Source organism: Neobacillus niacini (genome assembly GCF_019749295.1).
Classification (GTDB): domain Bacteria; phylum Bacillota; class Bacilli; order Bacillales; family Cytobacillaceae; genus Neobacillus; species Neobacillus niacini_D.
Genome location: NZ_JACWFG010000001.1, coordinates 185,850 through 204,493 on the forward strand (window position 1 = coordinate 185,850; position 18,644 = coordinate 204,493).

The following is an 18,644-nucleotide window of genomic DNA, read 5'->3' on the forward strand; positions in this document are numbered from 1 at the left end:
AACTATTATAAATAAATTTATTTCATGAACATACCGCCATTGATTTCAATGGTTTCTCCCGTAATGTAGGAAGCGTATGGAGAGGTAAGAAATAGGACGGCACCGCTGATATCCTGTGGTACACCGCCACGGCCCAATGGGATTTTTGCAACCGTTGCCTTTCTTCCTTCCTCCGTATTAAACGTAGCATGGAATTTGGTTTGATCAATGAAACCAGGTGAAAGCGCATTCACTCGAATCCCAAATGGAGCCAGTTCTTTGGCAAGCCCCTTAGTAAAGGTAATGATTGCTCCTTTAGTCGTCGCATATGGTACTGCACCTGGTCCGCCACCATCATGAGCAGCAACGGAACTTAGGTTAATAATGATACCGCTTCCTTTTTCTTTCATACCTGGAATAACTGCTTTACTCATAAAGGCTGCTGATGTAACATTAACATCCATTATTTTCCGCCATAAATCCATTGTCATATCTTCAATTTTTCTTCTCTCTACTAAATGACCGGCATTATTTACTAGAATATCTATACATCCTAACTTCTCTTTAACCTCTGCCGTAAGGGCTTCTATTTGAGCTAGATCTGTTACATCGGCCTGAACCATGATCGCATCTCCGCCCTGCTTTTTGATGATGGAGACAGTTTCTTCTGCACCTTCTCTGTTGCTTAAGTAATTCACTGCCACCTTTGCCCCATTTGCGGCTAAATCAATAGCAATGGCTTGCCCAATTCCGCCGCTTGCTCCTGTTACTAAGGCTGTTCTTCCATTTAAATCAAATTGCATATCCTTACCCCCTAGTCATAATGTTAAAAACTCCGTAAGATATATTTGGAATAACCCCATTTTAACAATGGAGATAGAATTGTTCTTCGGAATAATTTTAGACTCTATTGTCTTTTTTTTAGAAATACGGATCATTCTATCAAAAAAAGACTGACTCGAAAGGTCTCTCATTTGCACCTTTAAGCCAGCCACTATGAAAATAATATTCTCTCATTCCTATTTTTTAATAAGGAGTGATGGCCAGTTAGCCTGGTTGCTATCTTCTTTAGAATACATATTAATATTACCGTTCTGTCCTTTGGTATCGACAATCATCAAGGTTACTTTTCCGTCAGTTTGAGATTTAACAAACGGAGTTGCATCTAGATTAACTTTTTCCGCTTCTGCAGAGTCAACGGTAATGGAACCTAGATAAACCGCAGAATCCCCGATACCTGTTACTGTAACGGATTCCTGTGCGTGATTAGGAGAATTCTGCCAAGTAATGTTGTCTTCAGCCCAGTTATCATTGGTTAATCCGAAAACGTCTAGTTCCACACTCGTTGTGTTACTCCCTATTTTTCCAGTCAACTCTAAAATGGCTTCCTTGACATCGTTAATGTCTGCTATATCAAACTGGAAATAGGCAATCCGGCCTTTTGTATTTTCTAAATTATTTTTAATGTTAAAGTATTTGTAATAGTTTTTGTCAGCAGAACCTGCTGCTGTTAAATCCGGATTTTCGAGGCCATAATTGGATGTAGGTCTCTCAATATCAACTAGTGCGTCCGCTGCAGGAGTTAGTATCTCTTGTTCCCCTGGACTTTCTTCCTGACCGCCAGATTCTAAGTTAATATAAAAATCATTCTCACTGTTCTTTTCAACTTTATTGTCATTCATAACAATCTCACTGCCAACTTCAATTCTGATACCATTCGTATTACCTTTAATATGATTGCCAGTTATCGTAATATTTTTAGGGTCACCGGCGCCTATATTACTCGCTTTTGTATCTCCTTTATCATGTGCTAATACAATTCCTGTAAATCCATCGCCTGTATTGTTGGTAATCATATTGTCACGAATGATTGTTCCAGGAGCATTTAGGATATAGATTCCCTTCCCATTACTAGGCTCCGTCGTATGGGTAATCATATTTTTCTCAATAATGGTATTCGGTGAACCCATATACACTTTAATCCCTTCGCGCGAGTTGCTGATTTTATTATCATGAATATAGTTATACGGTCCTGATGCGTCGTGATTCGTAGGAGCTGTACCGCCAGTGTTTCCGATACCAATACCAGCGCCAGTCAGAACACCAGTAATCGTATTTTTATAGACTTCATTCAAAAATTCATCTTCACCATGTAAATCAATTGCATCTAATACCGTGTTTTCAAAGGTATTATTATAAATCGCATTATTGTGGGCATAGTACTGGATTAGTGCACCATGACGAATGTACGGGCCTTGGAAGACACTGTTTCTAACAACGTTATAGCGGGTGTCATTTTTATAACCTGTACGATCTGTTTTAGGTACACCCTGGATACTCACGCCATAACCTGCACCACCGCCGCCTACATCGGTTGCATTTTGGAATAGAGCATGCTGGACCACGATATCATGGCTATTTTCAACCCTGACACCCATTCTTTGGTACTTTTCGATGGTTACATGGTCAACAAGAATGTTATATGACGGTGCATCACCTGCTCCATCCGTAATATAAATACCGTATGTCGGTCCTCCAAGGTCTGGGTTAGTCTTGGTAGAATCTGTAGAATACTTGCCATCAAAAGTGGAAGTAATCGTCAAATTGGAGACGACGATATTATTCATGCCGTAAGAGCGCAATACTTTACCGCTTGGTACATCAGCACCAAAATCAGAAACAAGGAAAACATTTTTTTGACTTTCACCTCTTAGGTTTACTCCTGACTTAAGAGCAATATGGGAGGAACCATCGTTTGATAATGTTCCATTTAAATTATAAGTACCATTTGGAAGGTACACTTCATCTCCCGGTTTGGCTGCTTCGATTGCACCTAAAATAGCTGGAGTATCATCGTTTTCATTGTCCTCTGAATCGGCACCGTATTCTAAAACATTTAGAGTTTTTCCGGTTACCTTATTCGGCTCATGAATCGCATGTGGTGAACCATCAGGATTGATTAATCCCGGCTTTGTATAGGTTACATCTTCCCGTTCTTCCGGTTTAGGCGGAATGAGTTCTGCAAGAACCAGCTGACCATCCGCTGTTGGACTGTAGATATGCGTAACCGTAATACTATTCCACATATTGACAGAGTTTCCTTTACAAAGAATCTTGACGTATCGGGCAGAAGAGTCTTCAACGTCATAGGCTGCGAGACCAAGCTCTCCTTCTTTACTTACTCCATTCTGAAGGATGGTTTCCCATACTATACCATCGTTAGAAACTTGGACATCAAAATAGGATTGTCTTTGATTTCCGTTGTGAAATGCAAGACCTAAATACCCGATTTCCTGAGTGCTCCCAAGATCATATAAAATCCATTCTTCTAACCCCTGTGAGGACCAGCGCGTACCTATGTCATCATCTAATGTGTTTTCAGGAAAATTCCCATCATTCCCACTTGCGGTTACTTCCACGATTTGTAGTTTAATAGGCTGTACTTCTGCAGAATATGCGGGAATACCAGGAATGACTAAGACCAACACAAACATTAAATACAGAAAAACAGAACCCTTTTTGTTTCTTTTTGAAAACATTTTCATCCTCCTTCATTTCACTTAAAATCTGACAATCTTCTAAAAACTCCAAACACACTATGCTCCTTTCTATTAACAGTCTAGTGTAAACGCTGTCATTACTGAGGTTAGAAGAGGTATCCTTTTCATTTTAACCATCCACAATGGAGCGAATCTGTTGTTTTCTTTATATCGATTAGTCAAATTTTTAGATATATAGAAGAAGTTATTTATGCCGGCTGATTCGTATCACTTTGTGCATTTTGGTATGGCAGGATGATTGAAACGGTTGTCCCTTCATTTACCCTGCTGCTTAAATCCAACCCATATTGATTTCCAAAAAGCAACTGGATTCGTCTGTTTACATTTGTGACCCCTATACCTAAATCACTTCTAAGTTTTGGTTTATTTTTTCTATCTGCCTTGATGAACTCTCGTATTTCATTTAATCTTTCATTTTGTATTCCCCGGCCATTGTCGATTACACAGACATGAAGACACGAATCAATGACCTTTGTCGAAATGGTAATTCTAATTTCATTCACAGCTTTCCTAAAACCGTGTTGAATAGCATTCTCAACAAGAGGCTGGAGGCTAAGCTTAACCATTGGGGCATCATATAACGATGGATCAATATCTAAAATCAGATTAATAGGCTTTCTTATTCTGAGTTCATGAATGATGAGATAACCCTTTACATGTTCAACTTCATCCGCTAATGTGACCATTTCTAAATTTCGGACTGAATAACGGAACATACCTGCCAATGCTTCCGCCATTTTTGAAATTTCCTCAATTCCGTTGATAATCCCATATCCGTTCATTGTTTCAAGCGTATTGTACAAAAAATGTGGATTAATCTGTGATTCAAGTGCCTGAATCTCTACCTTTTGTTTTTCAAGTTCTCTTTCCTGTAATTCGATTTTTACCTGTTGATTATTTAACTCTGCTTTATAGACTTGGTCGACCAACGTAGACAGCCTGTCCACCATTCTGTTGTAGCTCCTTAATAGACTGCTAATTTCATCATTCCTCGGAAGAGTGGGAACCTTTTTCCACTCGCCTTGTTCAACCGTTTTCATTGTGCGTTCTAATAATTGGATCGGTTTGACAACTTGCCTGATAAAGTTAACCGATAGGGTAAAGGCAATAATAATCACAATTATTGCGGAAAATACAGCGGTTAAGCGGACTCCGGAAATCGGTGCAAATAGCTGAGATTTAGGTACTGCGGCAATCAGTTTCCATCCTGTATATTCCGAAGTTAAAAAATGAAAGAAGGTAGACTCATTGTTCCATTGATCGAAAAATGTACCCTGTTTATGTTTGTTAATCTCTTCTTTTCCCACCTCATTTAATGTTTCACCAATAAATTTGGCATCAGGATGATAGATTACTTTGCCATTCGTATCTGCAATCATAAAAAACCCTTCATTCCCAAGGTTCGCTTCTTTCCACAATTCTCCTAATTCAGAAGCATTAATTTCAATCCCTAGAATTCCATTAGGAGTAAATGATTTCATACCTCTAATTTTCCTTGCGATAGTAAGCGTAATTCTACCATTTTGATTGGACGGGTGAATGATAATTTTGCCGCTTTCTGGAGTAATCTTTTTTAAATTATTATATTTATCTTGCGAAAAAGAACCTCCCTTATCGCGCAACCAAATTTGTCTCTTGTTATCACCCAGTATGTACATCCGATTAATTTCAGGCTTCTGTATGACGAAATTATCCATCACCGTCCAAATATTTTCATAATATTGATAACGGATGTGTTCCTTTACAAATACATTATTCTCTTCCAAATCAAGAAAATGCTTTACATTGGGATTTGATAGGATCGGCAGTGTTACCAGTTCATAATTTTTTATAAAACGGTCAGTCTGAAAATTCACGTTTGTGACAACCTGACCGAGATAGTCTTCTGTTTGTTTTTCAAGTAGATTGGCTGACTGCATATAAATAATGCTTGCCACAATGATTAAAGGTAGAATCATAATGAGTGCAAAATACAACAGCAATCTTTGAAATAGGTTCATATTTTCAAGCTTTTTTTTCATGCTTCGATCCCTAATGACTGACGGTATTCTTTTGGCGAGATTCCTGTATATTTTTTGAATGTCTTTGCAAAATGTGGTGCATCATCATAGCCAATTTCACTCGCGATATCAATTATCCTCAAATCGCTTCTTTCAAGAAGCTGTTTAGCTGTTTCCATTCTTAAATGAATGCGGTATTCAACAAACGTCTGCCCGGTTTCTCTTTTAAATAACTGACTAAAATAAGAACTATTCAGACCTAGTTTTTGTGCGACATCGTCTAAGTTTACCTTGGCACAGACATTTTTGAGCATATAATCCTTCGCTGCCTCAATCGGATCAATGATCTTCCCCTTCCTTTGAAATCTTGTCTTATTAATCATTTCTATACAAATATCCTGATATTTGCGCGTTATTTGATCAATACTTTCTTCACTTAAGCTAATTGCGGCATCTAGATTAATGCTTCCTTTTTGGTTAATCCGTTCCACCAACGTTTTTAATATATGGTTCATGACATTTTGATAGTATGATTGCTTTAATTGTTTTTTCGCCATATTATCAGTCCATTTTGCGATCGTTTCGGTCACAAGGTTCTCATCTAAAACCCAAATAGAAGATTCTAAGTCTAGTAACATTCCTTCTATTTCTTTAATATCAATAAAATCATCCTGCTCTTTTTTAATGTTATCTACTAAGCGGAGCATCGTTTCGTTCAACTTCTCCTTTGTAATCGGTTTCAAAAGATAGTCTTTTGCACCATGTAAGATGGCACGCTGTGCAAATTTGAACGAATCGTATCCTGATAAAATGACCCATTGTGCAGCCGGGTTGTAATTGGCCGACTTTGCTAGTAAAGAAAGCCCATCCATTTCCGGCATATTAATATCTGTAAAGACTATGTCAAAAGATTCCTGCTGCAGGAGAATATCCGCATCGATACCGTCCTCGGCTTCCACAATTTCATGAATGCATACTCCTTCCAGTTCCATATGCTCTAAGAGATGGCGTAATGCTTTCCTTATTATGAATTCATCTTCAATAATTAATATTTTCACGAATGGCTGCACCCCTTTTTTAAATATTAAGACTATTATACTATGAATTCTTTTAGCATTATTAAAAACATTTCGGAAAACGAAGAAAAGATATTGATGTTAACATACCAATGCAAGAAAGCTGTCCTAAATAGATTTTTAGGACAGCCGGATCTTGTTATTATCTTCTTGACTCAGTAAATTCTTTCTTTTTATATCTGTCAGCAGCTTCTTCTAATACCTTATTGCCGCCTCTTTCCTTCCATTCTTCAATTACCTTTGACCATTCGTTAATTGGTTCAGCACCAGTAATCATTTTGGCCATATGTCCCATCAACAATTTTGGCGGAGTATCTGAACCAGGCTGCAAATCAGGCAATGTATCCAAAGCTGTTAACGGCGGGTCAAAATTTATTCCGTCTCGTCCTTCTTTTGCAAGAATGGTATCATAAACTTTAATCAGTTCCTGTCCTTCCGGTGTCAATTCAAGTAAACCTTTAATATAAGTTGTGTCCTGCACCATCCATAAGAAGGCAGTACGATAACGCTCAATGTTTACTTCATCCACACTTACAGGAGTCTTATAATTGATTTTCCCATTTTCCATCGTGTAGTCTTTTCCTTCAATTCCATAAGTGAAGTACTTTGCCGCTTCTTCCGATAACATCCAATCGAAGAATTTAATAATTCTCTCTGGATTTTCTGTCTCTTTATTGATTGCGTAAGCACGGGTAACATCACCATATAGGTAATATCCGCCTTTACCATCCGGACCAACCGGTGAAGGGACAATTTCAATTTCAGCCTCAGGAACATTTTCCTTTAATTGCTGCTCCCATTGTAATAATTCGTTGGCATTCATGGACCACATTCCAATGTTCCCAGTGATTGCCTCGTTTTTATATTGCTTTGAATCGATCGTTAAAAATTCTTTATGAAGCAAACCATCATCATACATGGTCTTATATGTTTTAAGTGCAGCCTCCATGTTCTTTGTATCAAAGAATTTCGGTACAGGTTTTTCATCCTTATCAAGCTCCCACATGCTGCTGTATGGGAAAACATCAAAGGACCCAAAGAAAGTATCTGCATATTTGAAATCTGCTCGTCCGCCAAATGGCTGCGCTACTCCCATTTTCTTAAATTCACGCAACACATTTAATGTTTCTTCTACTGTTTTTGGTACTTCTAGTCCTGCTTTATCTAGCAAATCTTTACGGATGTAGGTTGCTCTTCGAGAAGGATTTGAAAGGAACTCTGGAATTGAATAGATTTTCCCATCCTTATATCTTTGTTTCTCCCAGGCTGCCTTTGGTATATACTTCTTCAAATTTGGCCCGTGCTTCTCAATTAAATCATCCAGTGGAAGGAACACTCCTGCCTCAACTGCCTGCTGTAAAGTTTGTCCACTTCCTTCGCCATACCCTGCTGATGTCTGAACAACATCCGGAATATCCCCTGAAGCAAACATTAAATCCATTTTGGTGGAATATTCATTATGAGGCATAAGACGAATATCCAAATCTGTGTTCGTTAACTTTTCGAGCTCTTTTACATATTCATCCTCGTTAATATTAGGAGAATTTTCAACATGTGTAAAAGCCAGTGTCCTCATAGAAATGGAAAACTTCAATGGTTCCTTTGATTCCTCTTCTGTTTCCTTTGTACTTTCTGTCTTTTCAGATGTTTTCTCACTTTGGCATCCTACTAGTAGTAGGAGCGAAAAAAGTGCTACTGCTAAAAATTTTAATACTTTTTTAACCTCTTTCATAGATCCTATCCCCCCTATTTCATTAAGCAAGCGTTTTCATTTGCTTGAATTGATTATATTCTGTCAATGAATCTATCAACAATGGGCTTTTTTTAGTCCACTTGTCATTTTTTTATATTTACTCTTTAATAGACCCAATCATAGTACCTTTAACAAAATGCTTCTGTAAAAAAGGATACAACAGTAAAATTGGCAGTGTTGCGATTACCACTGTCGCCATTTGAATTCCTTCCGGAGAATTTAAGGCGATGGTTGAATAAACGGAATTCGATTCAACGGACATTTCATCATTCACAATCATTTGTCTTAACTTTACTTGGAGTGGATACAATTTCGGATCATTTAAGTAGTACAAAGCAGTTTGATAGCTATTCCAGTGACTCACTCCATAGAAGATTCCTATTGTTGCTAAAACAGGTTTTGATAGTGGTAATACAATACGGAATAAGATTCCTAGTTCTCCAAGACCATCGATTCTGGCAGCATCTATTAATGTACTTGGTATATTTAAGAAGAAGGATCTCATAACAAAGAAGTTGAATGCACTAATCATACTTGGAATAATTAAAGCCCACAATGTATCTACCATTCCAAAGTTTTTGACTACCAAATAAGAGGGAATCAATGGTGCTGAAAAGATCATTGTAAATAGTACCATAAATAAGATAATCTTTTTCCCTTTGTATTCGGGTCTTGACAGTGGGTAAGCAAGTGAAGTTGTAGCTAATAAGTTAATAAAGGTCCCGCCGACAGTAATAACCAGTGATACTAGAAATGAACGCCATATGGAGGCATCGTGGAAAACGTATTCATAATTAATCAATGTAAATTCTACCGGCCAGAAGAAGACCTCCCCTTTTGCAATTGCATTCGAACTGCTGAATGATTTTGCAAATACGGAAAGTAGAGGGAGAAGCATCGTTAAAGCAAGTAATGCCAAAAAGCATATGTTACCGATATCGAAAATTTTAGATCTTATACTTGTACTATTTTTCATATTATCCCCTCCTAATACAGACTGTTTCCGGAAACTTTTTTGCTGACAAAGTTAGCAATGACAAGAAGCACAAGACCAACAACGGATTTAAATAATCCTACCGCAGTTGTAAAACTGTACTGAGCATTCCGTAAACCTACCTCGTAAATATAAGTGTCTAGTATGTCTCCATTGGCTTGGTTTAAGGGATTCAAGAATACGTAAACCCTTTCAAAACCAAAGTCTAGAAAATGACCTATATGCAAAAGGAATAAAATACTAAAGGTTGGTAAAATCGCAGGCAAGGTTACATTCAAAATCTGCTGCAATCTGTTGGCTCCATCCACTTTAGCCGCTTCGTAAAGTTCCGGGTTGACGCCCGCCAGAGCAGCTAAATAAATAATGGTACCCCATCCCACACTTTGCCAAAGATATGTGAGAACTAGTATTGGTCGGATAAAATCTTCAGACCCCATAAAATAGATTGGCTCTTGACCTAACCATTCAATCAATTTATTGACAATACCTGTAGTCGGAGAAAGAATTCCAATAAACAAACCGCTGATAATAACCCAGGAAAGGAAATGGGGCATATAGACAATCGTTTGTATGAATCTTTTATATAGCACCAATCTCAATTCATTTAATAAAAGAGCTAAAATCAAAGGTGCTGGAAAAATTAAAATATCATAAAAACTTAATAACAGAGTATTCTTTAACACTCGAATGGAATCTGGATTCTGAAATAGCGCTTCAAAATGCTTTAGCCCCACCCATGTGCTATCCCAAATTCCCGCAAAAATGTTATAATCTTTGAAAGCAATAACAGATCCCATCAAGGGCAAATATTTAAAAATTAGAAAATATAGGATTCCTGGAATCGATATAAAATAAAGTGCCTTATACTTGTTAAGACTTCTGAGATTTTGCATAATACGAGATTTCTTTTTTAATGTAGTATTTTGTTCTGTACTCAAATTTTGCTGTACAAGCGTACTTTTCATTCCCCTACCTCCTCGGCCATTTTTAATGATTTTTAATTCTGGAACCTCCTTCAATAATACTTTTCTAAAATTCAGACTTATAAGTTTGAGATTCTATCATACTCCTAATGTTGTCATTTTATCATTGCAGAATAATATGTACTTGAGATACATTTTAGCTAATAATGGGTTTTTTTTAGGTCTATTGTTTTTAACCCTCCTTAGCAGTGTTGGTTTCACCGTCAACTCTCATGTTTGCTTGTAATCTAGTAATACCTTTTTTAAAAAAAATAATAGAAATGATGCTTCCAAATAAAAATAGCGTAATCCACGGTACGAAAGAATACGGGCTTTCCTTGGCGAAATCATGAAGGAATCCCCCGCCTGTATTACCCAAAAATCCTCCGATAGCAAAACTCCAGCCGGTAAATCCAAAATAGGTTGCAAAAGATTTAGAATCTGAGAATTTTGATATTAAATGATTCATGGTAGGAACTACCAGCATTTGACCAAGTGTAAAAATAAGCACAACCCCAAGCATCAACCAAAACCCAATAGTGAACCCAAACATTAGCAAGCTCGTTCCCAATATGAACGTTCCTAACGCCATAATTTTAAGTTGATGGATTTTCTTCGTTAATACCTGTAATACTGGAATTTGGAACATCACCATAAATAATGCACCCGCCATATATAGATAGGCAACACTGTCAACATGATCAAGCAGTTTTTCCGCTCTGACAGGTACGGATAGGTAAAGTTGGACGTTTAAAGTCCATACACCTGCTATTAAAAAACAAAAGCCAAGAAAAGCTTTATCCTTTACTATTCTTTTGACAATTGGAATGAGGTCTAGCTTTTCTATCCTTTCACCGTCCATTTTAGGAAGGAGGATCCAGGACAATAAAAATGCTAAAAAAAACATAAAAGCGGATGAAAAACAGACAAGCGTAAAATCTAGCCGAAGAAGAAACATCCCAATTACTGGCCCCAAAATAAATCCAACGTTACTCAATGTCTCACGGATACTAAATATTTTTGTTTTCATTTGTTCACTTGTCGTTCTAGCATACGCCCCGAAACTTGCGGGATGAAAGATTGCTCCTCCCAAACCGGAAATAAATGCTGCCATTGCATATCCTGCAGGATTGTCGACTATACCATATAAAGTAAACCCAGCAATACGAATACCTACACCCAGCATAATCGTTTTTTTGTACCCAATCCTATCTGCCGCTATTCCACAAAAAAAACGTAATCCATTTTGAGCTAAACCACTAACAGCAATAATGGATCCGGCGAGAGCTGTACTCATTCCTAAATGAGTAATAAAATATACACTTAGTATTGGAACCAGCATATAAAAACCAATCGCCATCACTAATGTATCAATGTACAATGCAAGTAAACTTGGACTTATAGGAGCATGTACACTCGCCTTATTCTTCATTCTTACTCCTTTTAACGGCATACCGAACCACCCTTTTTATTTTCATTCATTGATACTACCATTTACTTTAAGGGATGGTTATTGGGCTATTTTATATACTGATGGGTTTTTTTATGGTGTTTTATTTGTTCCTTGGAAGAAAGTAAACTAGTCCTACGGAAAAAATGGCTGCCGAGTTATTCTCGACAGCCTGTAAAAACGTAAACATCTTCTAGGTATAGTTATTGACGAAAAGTCTGGCTTTGAAAACTTTGAACAGGAGTCGATTGGAACGCTGGATTTACAAACGTCTGATGTTGAAATCCGTTGGTCCCCTGAACCTGCTGCCCAGTCAATTCTCTTTCTAATTGATTACACTGAGCGATTACTTCCTGGCATCTTTGAATGGCCAATTCGTGTCCTTGGAGGCTTTGCTGAATGGTCTGTACTGCCAAACGTTCTTTTTGAACCATCTGTTCAAGCACTTGCGCGTTGTGCTGCTCATTTTGAAGCATTTGCTGGTATTGTTGGTTTGCCATTTGTGTTTGCTGAATTAATTGTTGCGCTAACTGACGTGCTTGTTGGATATGTGTAAGAGAGTGTTGGCTTGTTTGCATTCGTAAAACCTCCTATTAGTAGAACATTTTTTGTGAACTGCAGGGTCAACCATCAACCCTTTACTATGTTTTGCGTTTAGTCCTCTTCACATGCCTCAAGACAAATTCCAAATAATTATTAGAATATAGTCTTTAATATAATCGTTCAGTTTCAAATTCAATGTATTTCTTTTCATTGTTGATTTTCGTGTAAGGGTGAGAATTCATAGGCGGAGTATTTCCGGCTATTGTTTATAGAGAGACCTTAAGAAGCAGCTATAAGCGGAGATATTCCGGTTAACTGCTATAAATAAGACATATTCCAAGATTTTGGATACAATAAGCGGAAAAACTCCGCCTATTTTTAAGGAAATATGGGGATTTCCCAATTTAAACGGAAATTCTCCGCTTATTTCCAAACGCAGTTTTAACAGAGCTTTCAAAAAAGGAAGGAATCATTTTCAGATTCCTTCCTAATTGGCACACTATTTACCGATAAACATTTGTGTCCAGTGGTTACCAGACTTTTCGTAACCTACTCCAATATGAGTAAAGTTTGCACTTAAGATGTTCTTTCTGTGCCCTTCACTGTTCATCCATGCAGTTACGACTTCTTGTGGTGTCCGTTGTCCTTGAGCAATATTTTCCCCCGCAGATTTATACGTCACGCCAAAGTCCCTCATCATGTCAAATGGAGAACCGTAGGTTGGACTTGTATGTGAGAAATAATTATTTTGAGCCATATCAACAGATTTCTTTTGTGCAACACTACTTAATTGTGAATCGGCTTTTAAGGCAGGTAATCCATTTTTGCTTCTTTGTGCATTCGTTAAATCTATAACTTGTTGGACAAATTGACCAACATCACCAGTAGCTGGTGCTGGCGCTGCTGGTTTCGGTGCTGGTGCTGCCGGCGCAGGTGCCGCTGGTTTCGGTGCTGGCGCTGCCGGCGAAGGTGCTGCTGGTTTTGGCGCTGGCGCAGTTGGCGCTGGCGCTGGTGCTGCTGGTGCTTGTTGTGTTGGTCCCTGGTTAGTCGGCTTTTGCTGCTGAGCCGGAGCCTGACCTTGCTGATTCCCTCCAAATTGATACCATTGCACAGATCCAAATGGAATATATCTATACTGCGCATGTTGGATCAATATCGCTTTTGTATGAGGGTAATTTTTACTATCCAATGATGTACGATCCGCTGAGATATTAAGCATATCATTCATATCGTTGTTATTGTTGTTGTTCCTTGTAGTTCGATTTACACCCTGGTTATTATCATGTAACCGATTGTAATTAACATTGTTGGTATTCATGTCCCCGTCGTTCAAACGATTGTTATTTACATTGTTGGTGTTCATGTGTCGATCGTTTGCACGGTTGTTATTTACATTTCTCGTTCTGTTGTTTCGTGTGTTTGTACGATCATTATTTACATTGGTAATATAATCGTCATTGTTGTTCCGATTGTTTCCATTACGATCCCAATCCGGATCGTTGTTATCTCTATTGGTGTAATCTTCGGTGAGCGGACCGTTATGGTCGATTCCGTCATCTCTGCCATTACCGACATTCAAAATGGTATTGTCTCGATCAGCCCTGCTTGTACGCACTTCGTCGGCTGCATCATTATTGTTATTACATGCTGCTAGACCGAATGTCAAAACACCTGTTAATAGTAAACCTAAAGGTTTTTTTATCAATTTGATTACCCCCTTGCAAAAATGTTTTTTGCCTTCTTATTTTTGATTGTTTTTCAAATAATATTGATGGAAATAAACTCTATTTCTACAAGAAAAAAACCGAAAGGTAATGACTACCAATCGGTTTTTTGTTATTCATTTGGGGAATGTTACTATTAGAAATCTGAAAAAATTTGGGGTCCATCTTCATTTCACGTAAACCTTTAGCCTGTGTGTGACGGTTATTATGATCCCAAAGTGAACTGGCAACAAGTGTAATATCAGTGTTAATAATAACTTTGTTCATAAGGAAATGACTCCTAAAATTTTTTATTAATTAAATCAATTTGCTTACCTGCTTTTACCTCGACAATATCATTGTCTACACTAAGCCAAACCGATATCGCCGTTGGATTATATACAAAAGAGCTGTCAGCCGAGAATTTCAGGTTTTGGAAAGCTTTAACATAGTCTACGATTTCTATATTCGCTGCATACCAAATATCATTTCGATTTCCGATAAACTCACAAAAGTTTTCAATTAAATCCCAGTTTTGATCATTGTCAAACTCATAACTATGCCCCCAGACATACATCATGTACAAGTATTGCTTTTTATGAAGGCCGGCAAAATCCTCGGCAAGTTTCATTAAATTTCGGTTATGGTGGCAGGTTGGATTCCATTCTAGGAAATCATCGGGGATCGAAAAGTTCCCTGTACTATGAACAGTTCTAGCATATTCGATTCCCAGATATGGAAGCATTTCTTTTATTAATGAATTATAGGAACCATTCGGATAAGACAATCCTCTTACAGTATATCCTGAAATCTTTTCCAGGCTTTTTCGGTCTTCAATGATTTCCTCGATAAGTTGTTCTTTCGGTGACCTGGCAATGGTTGGATGTGTTACCGTATGTGTTGAGATTTCATGTCCTTCGTACAGCTGCACTGCTTCCTCTTCAGGGATACGATCTTCAAACCCTAATAACCCCGAATTAACATGAAATGAACCCTTAATTCCATTTTGGTTGAAAATACTTACTAATCTTCTGTCCGCTGCCCTGCCATCGTCGTAACTCATGGTTAACACTTTATGTTTTCCTTCCGGGAAAGTCATCAAAACTTTAGGCATAGCTATCCCTCTCAATCTAAAAATATAGGTACCCTTAAACTACCCTATGTCAGTAACCGCACGTAGTTTATGTTCCTCATAGTCAAAATACATTCCTTCTAAAAGTCCTATTAGCGTGTTGGTTATTCTTACCTCCACTACGTTTTCTCCGGAATGAAGAATCTGTGACTTACCCTGCCATTTATACGGTGTCCACGCTTTAACACCCAGCACATGACCGTTAACCAAAACTTCCATACAATCATGAAAATGTTTATCCCAATCATTGAAAAATAATTCGAAACACTCCTCTTTCGGAACACTGTCTAAATGGATTTTTCGAGTAAATATCATCGTCCCTGCATAGTAGGGATAAGTAGTGTATGGCCCTTGATGTAAGGAGGAAATGGTTGATGTACAGGTCAGAATAGGATGCTGCTCCTCGTTAAACATGACCCCAAAATCCCCCGATAGATATAGTGCATCAACAACACCATCCCAATCGTGCTCAACATTTACTTCAATACGCAGGATGTTTTCTCCTTTTTTTAAATAAGGCAAAATGTCACTTATAAGATTACTATTGTCATAAATGAAGTGGTGTTGAAAGGTCTCCACCTTGTGCTCATTAAGAAAGATTTGATATTGACCGGAAATAGCTCCCTTATCCATCAATAAGCAACAGTTCACAGGCATTTGTTCAACCATAAACTTTCTTTGATACGTACAGGATATTGGATAATTCATAGTCAGTTTCATTGGTGTACCAAACAGCTGCTGGAATTGGATTGGCATTGTTTGTTCATTCATCAAATCAGAACATTGATCAATAAACGTTTTAGCCTGAACCATAGTGTGAGTACTATTCTGCTCCGAATGTAATCCAAGTTCAAAATGATCAAACCGGAGCGTATTAGCCTGAAGCGCCTTCATTTCCCAATTATCTTGAGAATTAACCTTCCAAACCCATGGCTCTTTTGTTTTCTCAACTGCCTCTGTTACATCCTTACGGTTAATCTGAATGAGACAGCTTTGATAGGATTCAAATTCTAAATCTAGTATCCATTTTGTATCGTCATAGGATGAAGCGAGAAGCTCCACTTCCCCAGTATCCAAATCAAGTTTAAGAAAATCACAAGGATAAGCTACCGTCAGACTTGTTTGATGTTCTCCCTCTTCCTGATTACTGATAAACATCAAGGTAGAATCATCGGAAATCTTGCGTTTTTCAGTTAAGAAACTTTTATGTTCACTTCTGCATTCAAAATGTATTTCATCAATTAAGTGCTTGTTTAATAAATGGAGCAAAATTTCTGTTTTTCCGGAAGGGATGAAATAAGCATTCTGCTTACCTTTATGATAGGAATCTCGTTTAGTATTTTGACCATTCCAATATCCTGAATGAGTTGATTCAGACAGTCCAAATGTTTCTAGAATCTCTTGTTCAATGGAGTGTCCGTCAATACCTTCATATGGAAGCAATTTATTCGCAATCACCACACCACCTTGCTTGAGAAACAATTTGATTTTTCCCCATGCAGCAGTTTCAATATTAGAAATTGGCGGAAGGATTAGAACTGAATACCTTGCGTGACCTATGTTTATTTTTCCATCTGGTACTTCTGCTTCACAAAGGATTTCTGGGTCAAAATGGTCATACCCTTTATGATGCAGGATCAGCTGTTTTGAGATATCAGACCAATCTTGCTTTAATCGGTTAAGTTTTTCCTTTTCTGACTCAGTTTGACCGATGTAGTGAAAGCCATGAAACGGATTACCCATTTGTGTCCATAAGCTGGTTGTTGGATCAAGCAATGCAATGTTACGAACTGGAACTCCAGAGCTCATCACATAGCCAAGCCTGCCCGTATAATCTCCAAGCTGCCGAAAGTGCTGCCAGTATGGATTTTGAAAAAATTGAGACGGCGGCGCATCATGTTTTGTCAGCCCATCCAGCGTATAGAAAAAAGCATGAAAATTAAAAAAATTGATTCCAAAAGCTGCCAGTCTGTCGAGCATCCACTTTGCATCCTGCAGGGTCATCGACCACCCTACACTGTGGAAGCTTTCAATTAATGCCCTCTCTCTCCCCAATTGGTTTGCTAATGAGCTAACCATTTTCGGATTTGCCCGAAAACTGGTCATGTAACGGGTAAGAATCCATTCCAATGATCGGCCAAGTTTTTCATGGGCGCTGTCACCGCCGGGGATATGACTATATATCTGGTTAGACATCCGAACGGATGGCACTTCGGCCACATACTGAATTCCCTGCTCTTCACACCAATCATGTACTTGCTTATGATAGGACTCCCGTAATAAGAGATGGATAGATTGAAAATAATCGTATCGGACCTTAGAGGTATCCTCTCCTTCAGGTTCCACTAATGTATGAAGGTGATCCCTTAAATCATAGCCATTTAGCTGTTGGAAAAAGTCCGGTAATTGTGGCGACCAGGGAATTCTCCCCAGCAGTCCCGTTTCATCTGTAAATATCCCTTTAACTGTTTTTCCAAATTCTTCGCCCAAGTTTTCTGCATAGCGTTCATGTGTTAATTCGATAAACGTTCTTATAGCCTCCGCATTACAAGGGTCAACAAAGGTTCCGTAATATTTAAAATCATCGATTTCTTCTTCTAGAAAACAATGAATCTCCCAATTCCCTTCAGGAGCTGTCCAGTTAAGTATTTTTTTCGTGTTGTATGTAAAAAATCTTTTTTGATTGTATGTTGTTAACCCTACTTTTTGAAATACCGGGTCAGACTGATAATTACCAATATATTTTTCTATATTAATTGCTGCATTCCAGCGTTTACTTCCGGTTTCCTGCTCAACCGGAACAGCTTTAGCTGACAAAACACGCCCCCAGGGCAGCTCTAATCTGCAGGTTTGGTTACTTTGCAGAGTTTCACTTTTATGCACCAATGTATAGTGTTTGGCGTCAGGATGAAGAAGTGTCACCTCACCGCCAGCGATTCCGCTTGGGTATGGATATTCATCGTATAACCAAACATCCATGTTTACGTTTTTAGCTTTGTCCACAGCAAACTTCACTTTTTCAAACCATTCTTGTGATAAATAAGGCACTTTTAGGCCTTGCCTTGGACAAATAAAAAATCCTCCCACACCCTTATCCGCCATTTCTTGTATTTGACGGGCAATTTCATGGTCTTCCATGTCTCCATTCCAAAACCAAAAAGGATGGATACGAAAAGAAGCCGGAGGATTTTTAAACATTTGGATATCAAACATGTTTTTTCCTCCCCTATTCAGAATTTAGTACCTTGATAGTTACCAATTTTTTAGTTTTTGAGTTTTTCGGGTACAATCCCGACCTGATTGTTACCCAATTTCTATTCTATGAGTTTTTCGGGCACAATCGTCCCCTGATTGTTACCCAAATTCCTATTCTATGAGTTTTTCAGGCACAATCCCGACCTGATTGTTACCCAAATTCCTATTCTTTGTGTTTTTCGGGCACAATCGTACCCTGATTGTTACCCAATTCGGAAAACAATAGATTTTCAGGTA

General features: G+C 38.1%; 12 protein-coding genes and 1 pseudogene. All 13 read right to left on the minus strand.

Annotated features, from left to right (window positions below):
* Positions 1-17: 17 nt before the first annotated feature.
* Positions 18-782 (minus strand): SDR family NAD(P)-dependent oxidoreductase, encoded by a 765-nt coding sequence (locus H0184_RS00855; protein ID WP_221819876.1) that lies wholly within the window; start codon positions 780-782, stop codon positions 18-20.
* 216 nt (positions 783-998) lie between these two features.
* Entirely contained in the window at positions 999-3,518 is a 2,520-nt protein-coding gene (locus tag H0184_RS00860; protein WP_221819878.1) for a DNRLRE domain-containing protein, read from the minus strand.
* Positions 3,519-3,727: 209 nt separating this feature from the next.
* Positions 3,728-5,560: a cache domain-containing sensor histidine kinase gene (locus H0184_RS00865; protein ID WP_221819879.1), complete on the minus strand. Its 1,833-nt coding sequence runs from the start codon at positions 5,558-5,560 to the stop codon at positions 3,728-3,730.
* Positions 5,557-6,597, minus strand: coding sequence for a response regulator transcription factor (locus tag H0184_RS27935; RefSeq protein WP_221819880.1), 1,041 nt, complete (start codon positions 6,595-6,597; stop codon positions 5,557-5,559). Before H0184_RS27935 ends, H0184_RS00865 begins: the two co-directional genes overlap by 4 nt.
* Before the next feature lie 160 nt (positions 6,598-6,757).
* Positions 6,758-8,347, minus strand: coding sequence for an extracellular solute-binding protein (locus tag H0184_RS00875; protein WP_221819881.1), 1,590 nt, complete (start codon positions 8,345-8,347; stop codon positions 6,758-6,760).
* A 118-nt stretch (positions 8,348-8,465) separates the two neighbouring features.
* Positions 8,466-9,344 carry a carbohydrate ABC transporter permease gene (locus tag H0184_RS00880; protein WP_221819882.1) on the minus strand — a complete coding sequence of 293 codons (879 nt, stop codon included), beginning with the start codon at positions 9,342-9,344 and terminating at the stop codon, positions 8,466-8,468.
* 11 nt (positions 9,345-9,355) lie between these two features.
* Positions 9,356-10,255 (minus strand): ABC transporter permease, encoded by a 900-nt coding sequence (locus H0184_RS00885; RefSeq protein WP_221821223.1) that lies wholly within the window; start codon positions 10,253-10,255, stop codon positions 9,356-9,358.
* Positions 10,256-10,517: 262 nt separating this feature from the next.
* Complete coding sequence (locus H0184_RS00890; RefSeq protein ID WP_221819883.1) at positions 10,518-11,777, minus strand: MFS transporter; 1,260 nt, start codon at positions 11,775-11,777, stop codon at positions 10,518-10,520.
* A 200-nt stretch (positions 11,778-11,977) separates the two neighbouring features.
* On the minus strand, positions 11,978-12,352 hold the full coding sequence (locus tag H0184_RS00895; protein WP_221819884.1) for a hypothetical protein: 375 nt from the start codon (positions 12,350-12,352) through the stop codon (positions 11,978-11,980).
* Positions 12,353-12,816: 464 nt separating this feature from the next.
* Positions 12,817-13,188 (minus strand): annotated as a pseudogene (locus H0184_RS28160) (CAP domain-containing protein); the annotation flags it as partial.
* Between the two features lie 919 nt (positions 13,189-14,107).
* Positions 14,108-14,308: a hypothetical protein gene (locus tag H0184_RS00905; RefSeq protein ID WP_221819886.1), complete on the minus strand. Its 201-nt coding sequence runs from the start codon at positions 14,306-14,308 to the stop codon at positions 14,108-14,110.
* A 13-nt stretch (positions 14,309-14,321) separates the two neighbouring features.
* Positions 14,322-15,134, minus strand: a complete 813-nt coding sequence (locus H0184_RS00910; protein WP_221819887.1) for a polysaccharide deacetylase family protein — start codon at positions 15,132-15,134, stop codon at positions 14,322-14,324.
* Between the two features lie 39 nt (positions 15,135-15,173).
* Positions 15,174-18,365: a glycosyl hydrolase gene (locus H0184_RS00915; RefSeq protein WP_221819888.1), complete on the minus strand. Its 3,192-nt coding sequence runs from the start codon at positions 18,363-18,365 to the stop codon at positions 15,174-15,176.
* Between the last annotated feature and the right edge of the window lie 279 nt (positions 18,366-18,644).

Excerpts from the sequence above, each read along its gene's own strand:
- H0184_RS00880 (WP_221819882.1), bottom strand. The coding sequence starts at position 9,344 with ATGAAAAATAGTACAAGTATAAGATCTAAAATTTTCGATATCGGTAAC.
- H0184_RS00890 (WP_221819883.1), bottom strand. The coding sequence starts at position 11,777 with ATGCCGTTAAAAGGAGTAAGAATGAAGAATAAGGCGAGTGTACATGCT.
- H0184_RS00860 (WP_221819878.1), bottom strand. The coding sequence starts at position 3,518 with ATGTTTTCAAAAAGAAACAAAAAGGGTTCTGTTTTTCTGTATTTAATG.
- H0184_RS00895 (WP_221819884.1), bottom strand. The coding sequence starts at position 12,352 with ATGCAAACAAGCCAACACTCTCTTACACATATCCAACAAGCACGTCAG.
- H0184_RS00855 (WP_221819876.1), bottom strand. The coding sequence starts at position 782 with ATGCAATTTGATTTAAATGGAAGAACAGCCTTAGTAACAGGAGCAAGC.
- H0184_RS00875 (WP_221819881.1), bottom strand. The coding sequence starts at position 8,347 with ATGAAAGAGGTTAAAAAAGTATTAAAATTTTTAGCAGTAGCACTTTTT.
- H0184_RS00910 (WP_221819887.1), bottom strand. The coding sequence starts at position 15,134 with ATGCCTAAAGTTTTGATGACTTTCCCGGAAGGAAAACATAAAGTGTTA.
- H0184_RS00915 (WP_221819888.1), bottom strand. The coding sequence starts at position 18,365 with ATGTTTGATATCCAAATGTTTAAAAATCCTCCGGCTTCTTTTCGTATC.
- H0184_RS00905 (WP_221819886.1), bottom strand. The coding sequence starts at position 14,308 with ATGAACAAAGTTATTATTAACACTGATATTACACTTGTTGCCAGTTCA.
- H0184_RS00865 (WP_221819879.1), bottom strand. The coding sequence starts at position 5,560 with ATGAAAAAAAAGCTTGAAAATATGAACCTATTTCAAAGATTGCTGTTG.
- H0184_RS00885 (WP_221821223.1), bottom strand. The coding sequence starts at position 10,255 with ATGCAAAATCTCAGAAGTCTTAACAAGTATAAGGCACTTTATTTTATA.